At 59.6% G+C, this 17,149-nt stretch carries 16 protein-coding genes and 2 tRNA genes; all 18 read left to right on the top strand.

Going from position 1 to position 17,149, the window contains the following annotated elements:
- Positions 1-108 precede the first annotated feature (108 nt).
- The 18 genes from clpX (at position 109) to nuoL (ending at position 17,139) form a co-directional block, all read left to right on the top strand.
- The gene (gene clpX, locus AruPA_RS08835; protein ID WP_265636307.1) at positions 109-1,365 is read left to right on the top strand and encodes an ATP-dependent Clp protease ATP-binding subunit ClpX; all 1,257 of its coding nucleotides are present in this window, start codon (positions 109-111) and stop codon (positions 1,363-1,365) included.
- 186 nt (positions 1,366-1,551) lie between these two features.
- Positions 1,552-4,002 (top strand): endopeptidase La, encoded by a 2,451-nt coding sequence (lon, locus tag AruPA_RS08830; protein WP_265636306.1) that lies wholly within the window; start codon positions 1,552-1,554, stop codon positions 4,000-4,002.
- A gap of 199 nt (positions 4,003-4,201) precedes the next feature.
- Positions 4,202-4,465, top strand: coding sequence for an HU family DNA-binding protein (locus tag AruPA_RS08825; protein ID WP_029311286.1), 264 nt, complete (start codon positions 4,202-4,204; stop codon positions 4,463-4,465).
- An 89-nt stretch (positions 4,466-4,554) separates the two neighbouring features.
- Positions 4,555-4,626, top strand: a tRNA-Val gene (locus AruPA_RS08820).
- Between the two features lie 395 nt (positions 4,627-5,021).
- Positions 5,022-5,098 (top strand) — tRNA-Asp (locus AruPA_RS08815).
- 197 nt (positions 5,099-5,295) lie between these two features.
- Positions 5,296-5,661, top strand: coding sequence for an NADH-quinone oxidoreductase subunit A (locus AruPA_RS08810; RefSeq protein WP_265636305.1), 366 nt, complete (start codon positions 5,296-5,298; stop codon positions 5,659-5,661).
- 100 nt (positions 5,662-5,761) lie between these two features.
- Complete coding sequence (locus AruPA_RS08805) at positions 5,762-6,322, top strand: NADH-quinone oxidoreductase subunit B family protein (RefSeq protein WP_029311283.1); 561 nt, start codon at positions 5,762-5,764, stop codon at positions 6,320-6,322.
- On the top strand, positions 6,315-6,959 hold the full coding sequence (locus AruPA_RS08800) for an NADH-quinone oxidoreductase subunit C (RefSeq protein WP_265636304.1): 645 nt from the start codon (positions 6,315-6,317) through the stop codon (positions 6,957-6,959). Before AruPA_RS08805 ends, AruPA_RS08800 begins: the two co-directional genes overlap by 8 nt.
- Entirely contained in the window at positions 6,956-8,173 is a 1,218-nt protein-coding gene (locus tag AruPA_RS08795; RefSeq protein ID WP_265636303.1) for an NADH-quinone oxidoreductase subunit D, read from the top strand. Before AruPA_RS08800 ends, AruPA_RS08795 begins: the two co-directional genes overlap by 4 nt.
- A gap of 3 nt (positions 8,174-8,176) precedes the next feature.
- Complete coding sequence (locus tag AruPA_RS08790; protein ID WP_265636302.1) at positions 8,177-8,788, top strand: NAD(P)H-dependent oxidoreductase subunit E; 612 nt, start codon at positions 8,177-8,179, stop codon at positions 8,786-8,788.
- Positions 8,788-10,083, top strand: coding sequence for an NADH-quinone oxidoreductase subunit NuoF (gene nuoF / locus AruPA_RS08785; protein ID WP_265636301.1), 1,296 nt, complete (start codon positions 8,788-8,790; stop codon positions 10,081-10,083). The genes AruPA_RS08790 and nuoF overlap by 1 nt, the downstream gene beginning before the upstream one ends.
- A gap of 12 nt (positions 10,084-10,095) precedes the next feature.
- Positions 10,096-10,482 carry a pentapeptide repeat-containing protein gene (locus tag AruPA_RS08780; protein ID WP_265636300.1) on the top strand — a complete coding sequence of 129 codons (387 nt, stop codon included), beginning with the start codon at positions 10,096-10,098 and terminating at the stop codon, positions 10,480-10,482.
- Positions 10,482-12,557: an NADH-quinone oxidoreductase subunit NuoG gene (gene nuoG, locus AruPA_RS08775; protein WP_265636299.1), complete on the top strand. Its 2,076-nt coding sequence runs from the start codon at positions 10,482-10,484 to the stop codon at positions 12,555-12,557. Before AruPA_RS08780 ends, nuoG begins: the two co-directional genes overlap by 1 nt.
- A 4-nt stretch (positions 12,558-12,561) precedes the next feature.
- Entirely contained in the window at positions 12,562-13,578 is a 1,017-nt protein-coding gene (gene nuoH / locus AruPA_RS08770) for an NADH-quinone oxidoreductase subunit NuoH (RefSeq protein WP_265636298.1), read from the top strand.
- A gap of 168 nt (positions 13,579-13,746) precedes the next feature.
- Positions 13,747-14,235 (top strand): NADH-quinone oxidoreductase subunit NuoI, encoded by a 489-nt coding sequence (gene nuoI, locus AruPA_RS08765; protein WP_265636297.1) that lies wholly within the window; start codon positions 13,747-13,749, stop codon positions 14,233-14,235.
- Between the two features lie 9 nt (positions 14,236-14,244).
- Positions 14,245-14,904: an NADH-quinone oxidoreductase subunit J gene (locus AruPA_RS08760; RefSeq protein WP_265636296.1), complete on the top strand. Its 660-nt coding sequence runs from the start codon at positions 14,245-14,247 to the stop codon at positions 14,902-14,904.
- Positions 14,901-15,209 carry an NADH-quinone oxidoreductase subunit NuoK gene (gene nuoK, locus AruPA_RS08755; protein WP_265636295.1) on the top strand — a complete coding sequence of 103 codons (309 nt, stop codon included), beginning with the start codon at positions 14,901-14,903 and terminating at the stop codon, positions 15,207-15,209. Before AruPA_RS08760 ends, nuoK begins: the two co-directional genes overlap by 4 nt.
- A gap of 1 nt (position 15,210) precedes the next feature.
- Complete coding sequence (gene nuoL, locus AruPA_RS08750) at positions 15,211-17,139, top strand: NADH-quinone oxidoreductase subunit L (protein WP_265636294.1); 1,929 nt, start codon at positions 15,211-15,213, stop codon at positions 17,137-17,139.
- The last annotated feature ends 10 nt before the right edge of the window (positions 17,140-17,149 follow it).

The following is a 17,149-nucleotide window of genomic DNA, read 5'->3' as shown; positions in this document are numbered from 1 at the left end:
CATGGCTGCGACATGCCGCATCAGAATGCTTGTATGATCCCGAGTTGGGGTCTAGTCTTCCCGCGATGATTAAAGCGCCGCACTTTCTGGGGCGCTGCTGGAGCGTCGATGAGCACTAAGTCCGGAGATTCTAAGAACACATTGTACTGCTCGTTCTGCGGCAAGTCGCAGCATGAGGTGATTAAGCTGATCGCGGGGCCGACCGTATTCATCTGCAACGAATGCGTCGAACTGTGCATGGATATCATCCGTGAGGATAATCGCACCCATCTGGTGAAAACGCGGGATGGTGTGCCGACGCCGCGCGAGATCTGCAAGGTGCTCGATGACTATGTGATCGGTCAGGATCAGGCGAAGAAGGTCCTGAGCGTCGCGGTCCATAACCATTACAAGCGCTTGGCCCACGCACAGAAGAACAATGACATCGAAATCGCCAAGTCCAACATCCTGCTGCTTGGTCCGACCGGTTCCGGCAAGACATTGCTCGCGCAGACGTTGGCGCGGATTCTGGACGTGCCATTCACAATGGCCGATGCGACGACGCTGACCGAAGCGGGCTACGTGGGTGAAGATGTCGAGAACATCATCCTGAAATTGTTGCAGTCGGCCGATTACAATGTCGAGCGGGCGCAGCGCGGCATCGTTTACATCGATGAAGTCGACAAGATCAGCCGGAAATCGGATAACCCCTCGATCACCCGTGATGTATCGGGCGAGGGCGTGCAGCAGGCCCTGTTGAAGATCATGGAAGGTACTGTCGCCTCGGTGCCGCCGCAGGGTGGGCGCAAGCATCCGCAGCAGGAGTTTCTCCAGGTCGACACCACCAACATCCTGTTCATCTGCGGCGGTGCGTTTTCGGGTCTTGAGAAGATTATTTCCCAGCGTGGAAAGGGGTCGGGCATCGGCTTTGGTGCCGACGTGCGCGACCCCAGCGAGCGTCGTACCGGAGCGGTACTGCGCGAAGTGGAGCCCGAGGATTTGCTCAAGTTCGGCCTGATCCCTGAGTTTATCGGCCGCCTGCCGGTCGTCGCCACGCTCGAGGACCTGGACGAGGTGGCGCTGATCGAGATTCTGAGCAAGCCGAAGAACGCGTTGGTCAAACAATATGGCCGGTTGTTCGAGATGGAAGGCGTGAAGCTCAATTTCACGGAGGACGCACTCCGCGTCGTTGCGTCGCGGGCAATTCAGCGTAAGACCGGTGCCCGCGGCCTTCGGTCGATCATGGAGCAGATCCTTTTGGCGACCATGTTCGATCTACCAGGGCTCGACAGTGTCGAAGAGGTGGTGATTAACGGCGAAGTGGCGGAAGGTCGTGCCGAGCCCTTGTTTATTCACGGTAAAGAACGGGCTGAGACAGCTTCTTGATCGATAAGCCGGCTGCCCAGGACTGGTGGTACGTCAGCGGCAAGAAGCCGGCATGCTCGATCCTCGGCCTTGAACGCTGTTGCGCTAACGAAAACCTAACCCCATATCGCCAAGGTGGCCGGATGAACCGGCACCGTTTCCTGTGCCGTAGTCGGGCAGGGATCGCGGCGTAAGAAAGGTAGTCTGATGTCAGAGGCCAATCCCAAGAAAATAAAGTCAGCGGGTGCGAAGGTGAAATCGCCCGTCGTGATCGCCGGTGAAGCGTTGTCGGTCTTGCCATTGCGCGACATCGTCGTGTTTCCGCACATGATCGTGCCGCTTTTCGTCGGTCGTGAAAAATCGGTGCGCGCGCTGGAAGGCGTGATGAAGGACGATAAGCAGATCCTTCTGGTCGCTCAGCGTAATGCCCAGCAGGACGACCCGGCAGCGTCCGACATCTACGATGTCGGCACTGTTTCCACCGTGTTGCAGTTGCTGAAACTGCCCGACGGCACCGTCAAGGTTCTGGTTGAGGGTGTGCGCCGGGCTAGGATCACCGGCTTCAATGAAGTCGACAGTCATTTCGAGGTTCTGGCCGAGACGCTCGACGACATCGTCGATCACTCCAAGGAGACCGAGGGGCTGGCGCGCGGTGTGGTGACCCAGTTCGAGCAATATATAAAGTTGAACAAGAAGATCGCGCCCGAGGTACTGGTGTCGATCAACCAGATCGATGATCCCTCGAAGTTGGCCGATACCATTGCCAGCCATCTCGGCCTGAAGATTTCCGACAAGCAGGAATTGCTGGAGACGGCCTCGGTTGCCGAACGGCTCGAGCGCGTGTTCGCCCACATGGAGGCCGAAATCGGCGTCCTGCAGGTTGAGAAGCGTATTCGCAATCGGGTGAAGCGCCAGATGGAGAAGACCCAGCGCGAATATTACCTCAACGAACAGCTCAAGGCGATCCAGAAGGAGTTGGGCGAGGGCGAGGAAGGCAAGGACGAGACGGCCGAGCTTGAGGAAAAGATCAAGACGCTCAAGCTGACCAAGGAAGCCCGCGAAAAGGCGACCGCGGAGCTGAAGAAACTCAAGACCATGAGCCCGATGAGCGCGGAAGCGACCGTTGTGCGCAATTATCTCGACTGGTTGCTGGGCATCCCGTGGAAGAAGCGCGCGAAGATCAAGAACGACGTGATCGAGGCCGAACGTGTGCTCGATGGCGATCATTACGGGCTTGAGAAGGTCAAGGAGCGCATTATCGAATATCTGGCTGTGCAATCGCGCAGCCCGAAGCTGCGGGGACCGATCCTGTGCCTGGTTGGGCCACCCGGTGTCGGCAAGACATCGCTCGGTAAATCGGTTGCGAAGGCAACCGGGCGCAATTTCGTGCGGATGTCACTGGGTGGCATGCGCGATGAGGCCGAAATCCGCGGTCATCGCCGGACTTACATCGGCTCGATGCCGGGTAAGGTCATCCAGGGTATGAAGAAAGCCAAGACGTCGAACCCGTTGTTCCTGCTCGACGAGATCGACAAACTTGGTGCTGATTGGCGCGGCGACCCGACCTCGGCGCTCCTCGAAGTCCTCGATCCTGAACAGAACGCGACCTTCAATGACCATTATCTGGAAGTTGATTACGATCTGTCGGACGTAATGTTCGTAACGACGGCCAACTCACTGCGGATGCCGCAACCGCTGCTCGATCGGATGGAGATCATTCGCATCCCGGGGTATACTGAGGATGAGAAGGTGGAGATCGCGAAGCGCCATCTGGTCGAGAAACAGGCCGAAGCGCATGGGTTGAAAAAGGGTGAGTGGTCGGTCTCGGACGATGCAATTCGGGAGTTGATTCGGACGTACACGCGCGAGGCGGGTGTGCGTAATCTGGAGCGCGAGTTGGCCAATCTGGCACGCAAATCGGTCAAGGAAATCGTCACCAAGAAGGTTGCCAAGGTGGCTGTGACTTCGAAGAATCTCGAAGCGTTCGCCGGTGTACCCCGATTCCGGTTTGGCGAGACCGAGGCGGAAGATATGGTGGGCGTCGTTACCGGGCTTGCCTGGACGGAAGTCGGCGGCGAGATTCTCACAATCGAGAGCGTGCTGCTGCCCGGCAAGGGCAACGTCAAGCAGACCGGCAAGCTTGGCGATGTTATGCAGGAAAGTGTCTCGGCTGCGATTTCCTATATCCGGTCGCGCGCCATCAGTTTCGGCATCAAGCCACCGTTGTTCGAAAAGCGTGATATCCATGTCCATGTGCCGGAAGGTGCAACCCCGAAGGATGGGCCATCTGCCGGCATTGCGATGGCCGTCTCGATTATTTCTGCGCTGACCGGCGTTCCGGTACGCAAGGATATCGCGATGACGGGCGAAATCACGTTACGTGGCAGGGTTTTACCAATTGGCGGATTGAAGGAGAAGCTTCTGGCAGCTTTGCGTGCGGGTATAACCACGGTGCTGATCCCGAAGGACAACGAGAAAGACCTTGCCGAGATTCCCGACAACGTTAAAAAATCACTGAAAATCATCCCAGTATCGCATGTGGATGATGTGATTTCGCAAGCGTTGGTGCGTAAGCTCGAACCGATCGAGTGGGAAGAGCCGGTCGAGCCGATCTCGCCGCGATCAGCCGAGCCTGCCGGGACCGCATTGCCGCATTGATCCTGAAGCGTGAAGGCCGTTAAAAAAAGGCTTAAATGACTGTCATAGGGCCGGTTTCTGCTTCGTCTTCGTTGACGAGTGAGAACCGGCCCTTCTAGTGTGCGACCACCGAATCGGACGCAACATACCAAGGGCAGGCCACTGTTGCTTGCGCTCGTGCTGTTTAGTTTTACAACTGGGAGACCACCTCGTGAACAAAATGGATCTAGTCGCCGACGTCGCGGAACAGACCGACCTTTCGAAAGCCAAGGCGACCGAGGTCGTCGACGCTGTATTTGCCGCGATCGAATCGGCGCTGAAGCAGAAGCAGGAAGTCCGCCTGGTGGGCTTCGGCACATTCGGCACCGCAGAGCGCAAGGCCGGGATTGGCCGCAACCCGCGCACTGGCGAAGAAATCAAAATCCCGGCATCGACCTCCGTGCGCTTTAAGCCGGGCAAAACCCTGAAAGACGCAGTTAACTAAATTGGTACTTTCGGCTGGATAGGCCGGCAGTTCTCTTCCACGCTCAAGACGGTAGAATGGCGGCGCTGCGCTGAGCAGGCCGTCTTTTCGGGCGGTTAGCTCAGCGGTAGAGCGTCTCGTTTACACCGAGAGGGTCGGCGGTTCGATCCCGTCACCGCCCATACGGTCTTCAATCCCTTTCGATATATCTTTACCCACCCCCTGACGCATCATTCATCTTTCGGATGGCTCGGCGACAGGTCGCATCCCCATTTGTTCTGGGTTATCCACTCAACGGAGGATTGCGTATGCTGAAAAACATGAAAGCACTGTTGGCCTTATGTCTCGTTCTCGGGCTGTCCGCGTGCGGTAACACGCCCGGTAGCCGCGCGCTCAGCGGGGGCGTGCTGGGTGCGGGTGCTGGCGCGGGCATTTCCGCGCTGACTGGGGGTAAGCCCGCCACCGGTGCGTTGATTGGTGGTGGAGCGGGTGCCATTGGAGGAGCGGTCACTGCACCGTAAAATATCCCGTCCCGCTTGACGCCTACAGGTCGGCGCGTTACGAGCAGCCCAACGACGCGGGTGTAGCTCAGTTGGTTAGAGCGCCGGCCTGTCACGCCGGAGGTCGCGGGTTCGAGCCCCGTCACTCGCGCCATTTTTTGGTTTAGTGACAACCATCTCTTACGTAAGTTTGATGGATCACGTTCGGAGGGAGCGCCGATCGCCGTACGTAGCGGGCTTGACCTGTTTCGTGCACGATACGACAAGTGGAAAGCAGACGATGCTGGGCGTCGGTAGTCGCTTCTTAAGCGACACGGGCGTAAACTTGGGGCATGATATAGGCGGACCGCGATGCAGCCGAGCTTGATGAATTACTTTCCGATTTTGGTTTTCCTTGGTATTGCGGGACTGATTGGCGCGGCATTCGTGATGGGCTCCCTGCTGGTCGCCCGACAGAATCCCTACGGAGAAAAACTCGGAGCCTATGAGTGCGGGTTTGAGCCGTTCGGGGACGCGCGCCGCAAATTCGACGTCCGCTATTACCTCGTCGCCATCCTGTTCATTATTTTCGACGTCGAGGTCGCGTTCTTGTTTCCCTGGGCCGTCAGCCTGTCGCATGTCGGCCTGCTCGGCTTCTGGTCGATGATGGGGTTCCTCGCAATTCTGGTGGTCGGGTTTATCTACGAATGGCGCAAGGGCGCTCTCGACTGGGAATAAGCGGTCCGGAATAAGCCCAAACGCCCACGCCACGCGGCGCCTGGGAATAACGCATGATTATGGTTATTGACCGGATACCGGTCTGATCGGAAGGCATGAGATGAACGCCGTGCAGCAACCCGAAATTGCCTGGAACCGTGAGGCGCTTGCGCCCGGTGCCGAACAGGACGCGGTGATCCGCGGCATTACGGGTGAAATCGCTGGCAAGGGCTTCGTGGTTGCCAATCTCGACAAATTGGTAAATTGGGCTCGCACAGGCAGTTTGTGGCCGATGACGTTCGGTCTCGCCTGCTGTGCGGTCGAGATGATCCATGCCTATATGCCGCGCTGGGATCTCGACCGATTCGGCATTATCCCACGCAACTCGCCGCGGCAGAGCGATGTGATGATCGTTGCGGGGACGCTGACCAACAAAATGGCGCCCGCCCTGCGCAAAGTGTATGATCAGATGCCAGAACCGCGCTGGGTGATCTCGATGGGCAGCTGTGCCAATGGCGGTGGGTACTATCATTTTTCCTACTCGGTGGTGCGCGGCTGCGACCGGATTGTGCCGGTCGATATTTACGTGCCGGGCTGCCCGCCGACCGCCGAGGCGTTGGTCTACGGCATCATGCAGCTTCAGAAAAAGATCCGCCGCACCGGGACGATCTTCCGTGAGTGACACCACCACACCAGACGCTCTGGCGCTTGACCCCTTCGCGGCCGCGCTTGGCGCACTGCCGGGCGTGACATCGGTCGTCATGGAGCGTGATGAGCGCATCGTCCACGCGAATCGCACTGATCTGGCGGCCTTGATGACCGTGCTACGTCGTGATGCTCGATTCGCCTTCGAGCAATGCATGGACGTCTGCGGCGTCGACTGGCCACAGCGCGACGAGCGGTTCGATGTTGTCTATAATCTATTGTCGGTAACGCGGAACGATCGGCTGCGCGTGATCGTCAGGACTGATGAAACCGCATCGGTTCCCAGTGTCACCGGGATCTGGCCGGGCACGGCTTGGTGGGAGCGCGAGGTGTTCGATCTGTTCGGCGTTACGTTCGATGGTCTGGCCGATCATCGCCGCATCGTATCGGACTATGGGTTTGAAGGTCATCCGCTGCGCAAGGATTTCCCGCTCACCGGTCATGTCGAACTCCGCTACGATGAGGAGCAGAAGCGCGTGGTCTATGAAAAAGTCGCGTTAACCCAGGAGTTCCGCAATTTTGACTTCCTCTCGCCCTGGGAAGCCATGACGACGCTGCCCGGCGATGAAAAAGCGCATCGGCCGGCAACGAGCGCGCCCGCGGTGAAGCCATGAGCGGCGGATTGCATGAGGCGGCTCCCGGTCGGGAGACGCGGACGCTCGACCTCGAACGGCATACCGTCAATGTCGGGCCGCAGCATCCGGCGACGCACGGCGTGCTGCGGCTGATCATGGAACTTGAGGGAGAAACCGTCACCCGGGCCGATCCGCACATCGGACTGCTCCACCGCGGCACCGAAAAATTGATCGAGTACAAATCCTATCTGCAGGCGGTGCCGTATTTCGATCGGCTCGATTACGTCTCGCCGATGTGCTGCGAACACGCCTTTGCGCTGGCCACCGAAAAATTGCTGGGCATTGCCGTGCCGGATCGGGGTCAGTGGATTCGTGTGCTGTTTTCCGAAATTACGCGAATCCTGAACCATCTGCTTACGGTCGTGCATCTGGCGCTCGATATCGGTGCGCAGTCACCCAGCCTTTGGGGCTACGAGGAGCGCGAAAAACTACTGACGTTTCATGAGGCGGTCTCGGGGGCGCGTTTCCACGCCAATTACTTCCGCCCTGGCGGTGTCTCGAAGGATCTGCCGGCCGGCCTTGCTGATGAAATCTGGGCTTGGAGCGAGACCTTTCCGAAATTCCTCGCCGATTTGCAGAATTTGTTGAACGATAACCGCATTTTTCGCCAACGCCTGGTCGATATTGGCATCATTTCCGCCGAGGATGCGCTGGGAATGGGATTTTCCGGGCCGAACCTCCGCGCCGCCGGCATTGCGTGGGACCTGCGGCGCGCGCAGCCTTATGATAAATACGGCGAGGTCGAGTTCGATATTCCGGTTGGCCGCCATGGTGATTGTTTTGATCGGTATCTGGTCCGCATCCATGAGATGGGCGAGAGCTTGAAAATCATCCGCCAGGCGTTGCAGAAAATGCCGCAGGGCCCGGTGAAGGTGCAGGACCACAAGATCACCCCGCCCAAGCGCGCTGAAATGAAGCGCTCGATGGAGGCGCTGATCCACCATTTCAAACTCTACACCGAGGGCTATCACGTGCCGGCGGGCACCACCTATACGGCGGTGGAGGCTCCCAAGGGCGAGTTCGGCGTGTATCTGATCGCGGATGGTACGAACCACCCCTACCGCTGCAAGATCCGCGCGACCGGGTTTTCGCATTTGCAGGCGCTTGAAATGATGTCGAAGGGCCATTTGCTGGCCGATGCCATAGCGGTGCTCGGCTCGATCGATATCGTGTTCGGCGAAGTGGACCGCTAAGCGATGAACGACATGACAACTGAAACCTTCAGCTTCGACGACGTGAGCGAGGCAAAAATTCCGGGCATCATTGCCAAATATCCGGCCGGACGGCAGGCCAGCGCGGTGATGCCGCTGCTCGATCTGGCGCAGCGCCAGATGGCCCGTCTGACCGATCACGCCTGGGTGCCGCGGGCGGCGATGGATGTGATCGCCGATCGGCTCGCGATGCCGCGGATGCGCGTGTATGAGGTCGCGACCTTCTACACGATGTTCCACCTCAAGCCGGTGCGGAAATTCCACCTCCAGGTCTGCACCACCACGCCGTGCTGGCTGCGGGGATCGGATGCCGTGCTTGAGGTCTGCCGCCACGCGGTGGCTACTCATGGCGACCTGTTCAGCATGGAAGAGCTGGAATGCGTCGGTGCGTGCGTCAATGCACCGGTGCTGGTCATCAATGACGATTACTACGAAGACCTTGACGGCGCGCGCACCGAAGCTCTGCTTGAGGCCTTCCGGCGCGGGGAGGCGCCGAAACCCGGCTCGACCATCGGCCGGCAGAATTCGGCGCCGGAAGGCGGCCGCACCACCCTGTTCGCCGATGTGACCAAGCACGACACCGGAGCAGACTCCTGATGCTGAGTGACAAGGACCGGATTTTCACCAATCTCTATGGCATCCATGATTGGCGCCTCGCGGGTGCCAGGTCCCGCGGCGACTGGGATGGCACTGCGGATATTCTGGCGCGTGGGCGCGAGGCGATCATTGAAGAGGTGAAAGCATCGGGCCTGCGGGGCAGGGGCGGTGCAGGGTTTCCGACCGGGTTGAAATGGTCGTTCATGCCGAAGGCGAGCGATGGCAGGCCAAGCTATCTGGTGGTCAACGCCGATGAAAGCGAACCGGGCACGTGCAAGGATCGCGACATTATTCGCCATGATCCGCACAAACTGGTCGAAGGCTGCCTGATCGCGAGTTTCGCAATGGGTGCGCACCAGGCGTTCATTTATATTCGTGGGGAATATTATAATGAATATCTGCACCTCCAGGCGGCCGTGGATGAAGCGCGCGAGGCCGGGCTGATCGGACCTGATGCCTGCGGCTCGGGCTGGGCGTTCGACATCACGATCCATCGTGGGGGTGGTGCGTATATCTGCGGCGAGGAATCGGCTTTGCTCGAAAGTCTTGAGGGAAAGAAAGGCCTGCCCCGCATGAAGCCGCCGTTCCCGGCCGCAATGGGCGTGTATGGCTGCCCGACGACGGTGAACAATGTCGAATCGATATCGTGCGTTTCGACCATCCTACGGCGGGGTGCTGGTTGGTTTTCCGCGCTCGGCAGACCAAAGAATTCAGGCACGAAGCTTTACTGCATCTCCGGCCATGTCAATAAGCCCTGCACGGTCGAGGATGAACTCGGGCTGCCGCTGCGCGACCTGATCGAGCGCCACGCCGGCGGCGTGCGCGGCGGGTGGGATAATCTGCTCGCGGTCATTCCAGGTGGTTCCTCGGTTCCGATGATCCCGAAGTCGGTCTGCGACACCGTGCTGATGGATTTTGACAGCCTGCGCGAAGCTGGCAGCGGCCTCGGCACCGCAGCCGTGATCGTGATGGATAAATCGACCGATCTGATCCGCGCCATCGCCCGGATATCGGCCTTCTACAAGCACGAAAGCTGTGGCCAGTGCACGCCGTGCCGCGAGGGCACGGGCTGGTTGATGCGGATGATGAACCGCATGGCCGAAGGCCGCGCTGAGTTTGCCGAAATCGACCTGATGGAGCAGATTACTAAGCAACTCGAAGGTCATACGATCTGCATGCTGGCCGATGCGGCGGCATGGCCAATCCAGGGGCTGCTGCGTCATTTCCGCCCGGTGGTCGAACAGCGGATCGCGGACTACAAGGCGCGTACGGCGCCAAAAATCGCGGCGGAATGACGGAGTTTGGCCATGCAGCACAGTGAGTTGAACGAAGCCCTGCAGATCGCCTCATCCGACATCTCCGATTCGGTGTTCGAGATGGTCAAGCTGGAGCGGGTGAGCTTTAACGACGCCGGCATGGCCGGTGCGCGGTTTACCGATGTCAACATGTCGGGTGTGACGTTTCAGGCCGTCGATCTGTCCGGTGCACGGATCGAGGATGCCTTGCTGCCGGGCATGGTGGTCAAGGATGCCAATATGTCCGGTGCGCGGTTTCAGGACGTCTCGCTGGCCGGCGCCGTCATCGATCAGGTCGATCTGTCTGGCGCGATGATTTCCAACTGCACGCTGGCCGGCATGAAGATCGACGGTATCGAGGTGGAGAAACTGCTCGCCGTCTACCGGAGCCAGCGCTGATGCCCAAGGTTACCGTCGATGGAATCGAACTCGAAGTCCCCAACGGCTTTACCGTGTTGCAGGCCGCCGAGGCCGCCGGAAAGGAAATTCCGCGATTTTGTTACCATGACCGCCTGTCGATCGCCGGTAACTGCCGGATGTGCCTGGTCGAGATTGAAAAAATGCCCAAGCCGGTCGCCTCCTGCGGCCAGCCGGTCGGCGAGGGTATGGTGATTTTTACCGACACGGAAAAAGTGCGCCAGTCCCGCCGTAACGTAATGGAATTCCTGCTTATCAATCACCCGCTCGATTGCCCGATTTGTGATCAGGGCGGCGAGTGCGATCTGCAGGATGAGGCGGTTGGCTACGGCCGCGATCACACCCGCTATCACGAAAACAAGCGCGCGGTGACCGATAAAAATTTCGGCCCGCTGGTCAAAACCGTGATGACCCGCTGCATTCAGTGCACGCGCTGCGTGCGGTTCCTCTCCGAAGTTGCCGGGGTGCCCGAACTGGGTGCGACCTCGCGCGGCGAGACCATGGAAATCACCAATTACGTCGAGCGGGGCCTCACCTCGGAATTATCTGGGAATATCATCGATCTCTGCCCGGTTGGTGCGCTGACGGCCAAGCCCTATGCGTTCGTCGCGCGCACCTGGGAACTTCGCAAGACTGACAGTATCGATGTGTTCGACGCGGTCGGCGCCAATATCCGCGTTGATACCCGTGGCGGCGAAGTGCTGCGTGTGCTGCCGCGCATCAATGATGCAGTGAACGAGGAATGGCTGGCCGATAAGTCACGGTTCGCGATCGATGGGCTGAAACGCAAACGGTTGGATCGGCCGTGGATCCGTCGCAATGGCAAGTTGCAGGCGGTGACATGGGATGCCGCGCTGTCTGCTGTGGCAGCGCGGCTGAACGGTGCTGAACCCGGGCGTATCGGCGCGATTGCCGGCGATCTTTGCGATGCCGAGAGCATGATGGCGCTGAAGGATCTGATGGTCGGGCTCGGATCGCATAATTTCGATTGCCGCCAGGATGGCGCTGTGCTCGATACCAGCAATCGCGCATTCTATCTGTTCAATACCACAATCGAGGGAATCGACGAGGCGGACGCGGTACTGTTAGTCGGTCTTGATCCGCGCCGCGAAGCGCCCGTCCTGAATGCGCGCATCCGCCGCCGCTGGGCTGAAAACACCGGTTTCGTCGCTGGCCTGATCGGGCCGAACGCGGACATCACCTATGGCTACACCCATTTGGGCGAGGATGGCGCGGCGCTGCGGGCCCTCCTCGATCCCGGGCATGAGTTCGCCATGATGATGGCGGCGGCGAAAAAGCCCTTGGTGATCGTTGGCCAGCAGGCACTCGCCCGACCGGATGGTGCTGCGGTGTTCGCCGCCTGCTGGCAAATTGCAGAGACTGCTGGGGCCCTGACCGCTGACTGGCATGGCTTCAACGTGCTGCATAATGCGGCGGCGCGCGTCGGCGGGCTCGACATCGGGTTTGTGCCCGCTGACGGCGGCAAGAACGTTGCCGGCATGGTGGCGGGCGGTGTCGATGTGCTGTGGCTACTGGGCGCCGATGAAATCGACATGACAGCACTGCCGCCGGATGTCTTCGTGATCTATCAGGGGCACCATGGGGATCGCGGCGCCGCGCGCGCCGATGTCATTCTGCCTGGTGCCGCCTATACTGAAAAGCCCGGCACTTACGTGAACACCGAAGGGCGCGTCCAACGCGCTCAGCGCGCGATTTTCCCGCCCGGCGAAGCGCGCGAGGACTGGACGATTGTACGTGCGGTCAGCGCGCTGGTCGGCAAGACGCTGCCTTACGATAATATTGAGGCGCTGCGTCGGCGGATGACGGAAGCGAATCCGGTGTTCGCCAACCCGGATACGGTTCGCCGCATTGCGCCCCAAGCGGGTCTCACACCGCCGGGTGACGTCGGTCAATTGAGCGATGCGAAATTCACCGCGGCTTTTGCCACTTATTACCAGACCGATCCTATCAGCCGCTCCAGCCCGACCATGGCGAAATGTGTCACTGAAATCCTGCCGCCTGCCATGCCGGCGCCTATCCAGCGGGCGGCGGAGTAGGGGCATGGCAACCGGATTTTTCGCCACCGATTTCGGTATTCTGATCCTGACATTGCTGAAAGCTCTCGCGTTGATCGTGCCGTTGCTGATCGGCGTCGCCTATCTTACCTACGCCGAGCGCAAGGTCCTGGCCGCCGTGCAACTCCGCAGGGGCCCGAACGTGACCGGCCCGTTTGGCCTGTGGCAGCCCTTTGCGGACGCCATCAAGATGTTGTTCAAGGAAACCATCATCCCGGACGGGTCCAATCGCTATCTGTTTTTGTTTGCACCGGTCATCACCTTTGGGCTCGCGATCATCGCCTGGGCCGTGATTCCGGTAAACGACCATTGGGCGATCGCGAACATCAATGTCGGCATGCTGTATCTGTTTGCGATCTCCTCGCTTGGCGTCTATGGCGTGATCATCGCGGGTTGGGCCAGTAATTCCAAATTCGCCTTCCTGGGTGCGATGCGCAGCGCCGCGCAGATGGTCAGCTACGAGGTCTCGATTGGTCTGGTGATCCTGTCGGTTCTGGTGTGCACCGGCAGTCTTAATCTCAACGCCATCGTGCTCGCCCAGCGCAACATCTGGTTCGCCATTCCGCTACTGCCGATGCTGGTGGTGTTCTTCATCTCCGGCCTGGCCGAGACAAATCGCGCGCCGTTCGATCTGCCGGAAGGCGAGAGCGAAATCGTTGCCGGCTTCTTCGTCGAATACAGCGCCATGAGCTTCGCGCTGTTCTTCCTCGGCGAATATGCGAACATGATCCTGATGAGTGGCATGACCACGATTTTGTTCCTCGGTGGATGGCTCTCGCCGATTCCGTTTATTCCGTTCACCTGGGTTCCCGGCCCGATCTGGTTCATCCTCAAAGTCGCGGTCTGCCTGTTCGTATTCCTCTGGGTGCGCGCGACCCTGCCGCGGTTCCGCTACGATCAACTCATGCAACTCGGCTGGAAAGTGTTCCTGCCACTCTCACTAGGCTGGCTGGTGCTGACGGCGAGCGCACTCGAGATTTTCGGATGGTTGCCCCATGCTTGAGCCAGGGAAAAGAGAAGACTCCTTTTTTGTTAAAAAGAAGCAAAAAACTTTTATTCGCTGGTCCACGGGCGTTGTCACGTTCACGGCCCTGATTAACAAAAGTTTTTTTGCTTCTTTTTTTACAAAAAAAGAAGTCCTTCTCCCTTCGCCGTTTTGGAAGCATCCTCAATGCCCCTGCTAGACCGCACCGCCCGCAGCTTTCTGCTGCTGGAAATCCTCTCCGGCATGGCGATCACCTTGCGCTATTTCTTCAAGCGCAAAGCGACGCTGAATTACCCATACGAAAAAAACGCGATCAGCCCGCGCTTCAAGGGCGAGCACGCGCTGCGCCGGTATCCCAATGGCGAGGAACGCTGCATCGCCTGCAAATTATGCGAAGCGATCTGCCCGGCGCAGGCCATAACCATCGAGGCCGAACCGCGCGACGATGGGTCGCGCCGCACCACGCGCTACGATATCGACATGACGAAATGCATCTATTGCGGTCTGTGCGAGGAAGCTTGCCCGGTCGACGCCATCGTCGAAGGTCCGAATTTCGAATTCGCGACCGAAACCCGCGAGGAATTGCTCTATGACAAGCAGAAACTGCTCGACAACGGCGATCGCTGGGAGCCTGAACTTGCCAAGCGCCTCGAACTCGATGCGCCGTACCGGTAAGCCGCACGCATGATCGCCGCCATCGCCTTCTATGCGTTTGCCGCCATCCTGCTTGCCTCGGCGTGCATGGTGATTACTGCGCGCAACCCGGTCCATTCGGTGCTGTTCCTCATTTTAGCGTTCATAAACGCCGCCGCTCTGTTCGTTCTCGCCGGCGCGGAATTCCTGGCGATGGTTCTGGTCATCGTTTACGTCGGTGCGGTCGCGGTGCTGTTCTTGTTCGTTGTGATGATGCTGGATGTCGATTTCGCTGCCCTGCGCGAGGGATTCCAGCGTTATGCGCCGTTGGGCCTGACGATCGGCTTCATCCTGATGGTCGAGATCGGGCTGACCGCCGTCAACTGGACCATCGCCCCGGCCGCACATCTGGCGGTATTGGTCCCGACGCCGGAACATCTGACCAATACCAATGCGCTGGGTAACCTGATCTACACACGCTACATGTTCGCCTTCGAACTGGTCGCGCTGCTGCTGCTGGTTGCCATGGTCGGCGCCATTGTGTTGACTCATACCGATCGGCGTGGCCCGCGGCGTCAGAACATCAATAGTCAGCACGATCGTACGATCGCGCAGACCCTTACCATGGTGAACATGAAACTTGGCGATGGCTCACGCCAGATCACGCCTGCCGCACGCAACGCTGAACCGGACAAGGAGACGGCGCGATGAGCATCGGCCTCGGGCATTATCTGATTGTCGCCGGTCTGCTGCTGATCATCGGGATTTTCGGGATTTTCCTGAACCGCAAGAACGTCATCGTCATCATGATGTCGATCGAGTTGATCCTGCTGGCGGCCAACATCAATTTCGTCGCGTTTTCGGCCGCGCTGCACGACATGATGGGCCAGGTGTTCACCATGTTCGTGCTGTCGGTCGCGGCGGCGGAAGCTGCGATCGGCCTTGCCATCGTGGTCGTGTATTTCCGCAATCGTGGCTCGATCGAGGTCGAAGACGTCACGTTGATGAAGGGCTGACATGTTCATCGCCATTGCCGTTCTGGCCCCGCTCGCCGGCGCCTTGCTCGCCGCCCTGTTCCGCCCCTTCGCCGGCCGCACATTCGCTGTCGGCGCTAGCGTCGTTGCCCTGATCATCGCCGCCGCAGCCGGCATCATTACCGATTATCGCCATCTCGTGCTGCACGTGCCCGACCATCTGGTGATGCGCGGCAACTGGATAAACGTCGCGCAGTTCACCCCGCACTGGGCGCTGCGCCAGGATACGCTGTCGCTGGTGATGGTCGGCATGGTCACCGTGGTGTCCGCTCTGATCCATATCTACAGTGTCGGCTACATGGCGCATGACCGTACCGAGCCGCGCTTTTTTGTTTATATCTCGCTGTTCACCTTCGCCATGCTGATGCTGGTCACCGCCAACAACCTGGTCCAGCTGTTCTTCGGCTGGGAAGGTGTGGGCCTGATGTCCTATTTGTTGATCGGCTACTGGTACGACCGCGCCGCTGCCAACGCCGCCGCGATCAAGGCGTTCATTGTGAATCGCGTCGGTGATCTGTTCTTTGCCGTGGGCATCGCGCTCACGTGGCTGCAATTCCACAGCGTCAGCTTCGATACGATCTTCGCCGCGGTGCCACAGGCGCGCAGTGCGACCTATCATCTGTTCGGTGCCGATCTGCCAGTGCTCGAAGTCATAGCGATCCTGCTGTTCATCGGGGCCATGGGCAAATCCGCCCAGTTGTTCCTGCACACCTGGCTCGCCGATGCGATGGAGGGCCCGACGCCGATTTCCGCGCTGATCCACGCCGCCACTATGGTCACCGCCGGCGTGTTCATGACCGTGCGGATGACCCCGCTGATCGACGCCGCACCGGTTGCCCTGCAGGTGATCACCATCATTGGTGCTGCCACGGCGTTTTTTGCCGCGACAATCGGCTGTGTGCAGAACGACATCAAGCGTATCATCGCCTACTCGACCTGTTCGCAACTGGGTTACATGTTCATCGCGGTCGGCGTCGGAGCGGCCCCGGCAGCGATGTTTCATCTGATCAACCATGCTTTTTTCAAGGCGCTGCTGTTCCTCGGTGCCGGTTCGGTGATCCATGCGCTGGCCGATGAGCAGGACGTGCGCAAGATGGGCGGGCTATGGTGCACGCTGCCGATTACCTACGTCACCATGTGGTTCGGCGCGCTGGCCCTGGCCGCGATTCCGCCGTTCTCGGGGTTCTTCTCGAAGGACGCCATCCTCGCCGCCGCCTTCGCCGACCATACCTCGGCCTCGTTGTTCGCCTGGGTCGCCGGGTCGCTCGGCGCCGGGCTGACCGCTTTCTATATCGTGCGCCTGATGCTGCTGGTGTTTCACGGCAAGCCGCGCGGTCCGGCCGACACCATGGCTCACGCCCATGAAAGCCCGGCCGTGATGGTGGGACCGCTGGTGGTGCTGGCGATCGGTGCGCTGACCAGCGGCTTTCTGCTCGCGCCCCGGTTCATCGGCAAGGCGTTCGCCGCATTTTGGGGCACCAGCATCGCCGAGCCGCACCACGCTGCCGTGATGCATGCGCTCGATGGGATTCCTGCCTGGGGCGCGGAACTGCCGCTGCTGCTTGCCATTGCGGGCATCGGGGTTGCATATTGGTTCTACGAGCTCAGCCCCGCCATGCCCGGCAAGCTCGCGAACGCGATGCCTGGGCTGTACCGATTCGTACTCAACAAATGGTATTTCGATGAAGCCTACGATGCCATATTCGTTCGCCCCGCGCTGCGGCTGGCCCATCTGATCTGGCGCGTCGGCGATGACGAGGTGATTGACGGCGTGCCCTCCGGCCTTGCACGCCTGACCACCGAGGCATCGGGACAGGCGGTGCGCCTGCAAAGCGGATCAATCGCGATTTACGGCTTCATCATGCTGATCGGTCTGATGGTGCTGGTCACCGTGTTCCTCCTGGCGCGGTGAGGAGATCAGA

Origin of the sequence: Acidiphilium sp. PA (assembly GCF_026191915.1) — a bacterium.
GTDB lineage: Bacteria > Pseudomonadota > Alphaproteobacteria > Acetobacterales > Acetobacteraceae > Acidiphilium.
Note: the sequence above shows the minus strand (reverse complement) of the source record. Positions and strands in the feature narration are given on the sequence as shown.

Bases quoted from the DNA above. Each gene is read 5' to 3' on its own strand.
- clpX (WP_265636307.1), top strand. From the start codon at position 109: ATGAGCACTAAGTCCGGAGATTCTAAGAACACATTGTACTGCTCGTTC.
- lon (WP_265636306.1), top strand. From the start codon at position 1,552: ATGTCAGAGGCCAATCCCAAGAAAATAAAGTCAGCGGGTGCGAAGGTG.
- AruPA_RS08825 (WP_029311286.1), top strand. From the start codon at position 4,202: ATGGATCTAGTCGCCGACGTCGCGGAACAGACCGACCTTTCGAAAGCC.
- AruPA_RS08810 (WP_265636305.1), top strand. From the start codon at position 5,296: ATGCAGCCGAGCTTGATGAATTACTTTCCGATTTTGGTTTTCCTTGGT.
- AruPA_RS08805 (WP_029311283.1), top strand. From the start codon at position 5,762: ATGAACGCCGTGCAGCAACCCGAAATTGCCTGGAACCGTGAGGCGCTT.
- AruPA_RS08795 (WP_265636303.1), top strand. From the start codon at position 6,956: ATGAGCGGCGGATTGCATGAGGCGGCTCCCGGTCGGGAGACGCGGACG.
- AruPA_RS08790 (WP_265636302.1), top strand. From the start codon at position 8,177: ATGAACGACATGACAACTGAAACCTTCAGCTTCGACGACGTGAGCGAG.
- nuoF (WP_265636301.1), top strand. From the start codon at position 8,788: ATGCTGAGTGACAAGGACCGGATTTTCACCAATCTCTATGGCATCCAT.
- AruPA_RS08780 (WP_265636300.1), top strand. From the start codon at position 10,096: ATGCAGCACAGTGAGTTGAACGAAGCCCTGCAGATCGCCTCATCCGAC.
- nuoG (WP_265636299.1), top strand. From the start codon at position 10,482: ATGCCCAAGGTTACCGTCGATGGAATCGAACTCGAAGTCCCCAACGGC.
- nuoH (WP_265636298.1), top strand. From the start codon at position 12,562: ATGGCAACCGGATTTTTCGCCACCGATTTCGGTATTCTGATCCTGACA.
- nuoI (WP_265636297.1), top strand. From the start codon at position 13,747: ATGCCCCTGCTAGACCGCACCGCCCGCAGCTTTCTGCTGCTGGAAATC.
- AruPA_RS08760 (WP_265636296.1), top strand. From the start codon at position 14,245: ATGATCGCCGCCATCGCCTTCTATGCGTTTGCCGCCATCCTGCTTGCC.
- nuoK (WP_265636295.1), top strand. From the start codon at position 14,901: ATGAGCATCGGCCTCGGGCATTATCTGATTGTCGCCGGTCTGCTGCTG.
- nuoL (WP_265636294.1), top strand. From the start codon at position 15,211: ATGTTCATCGCCATTGCCGTTCTGGCCCCGCTCGCCGGCGCCTTGCTC.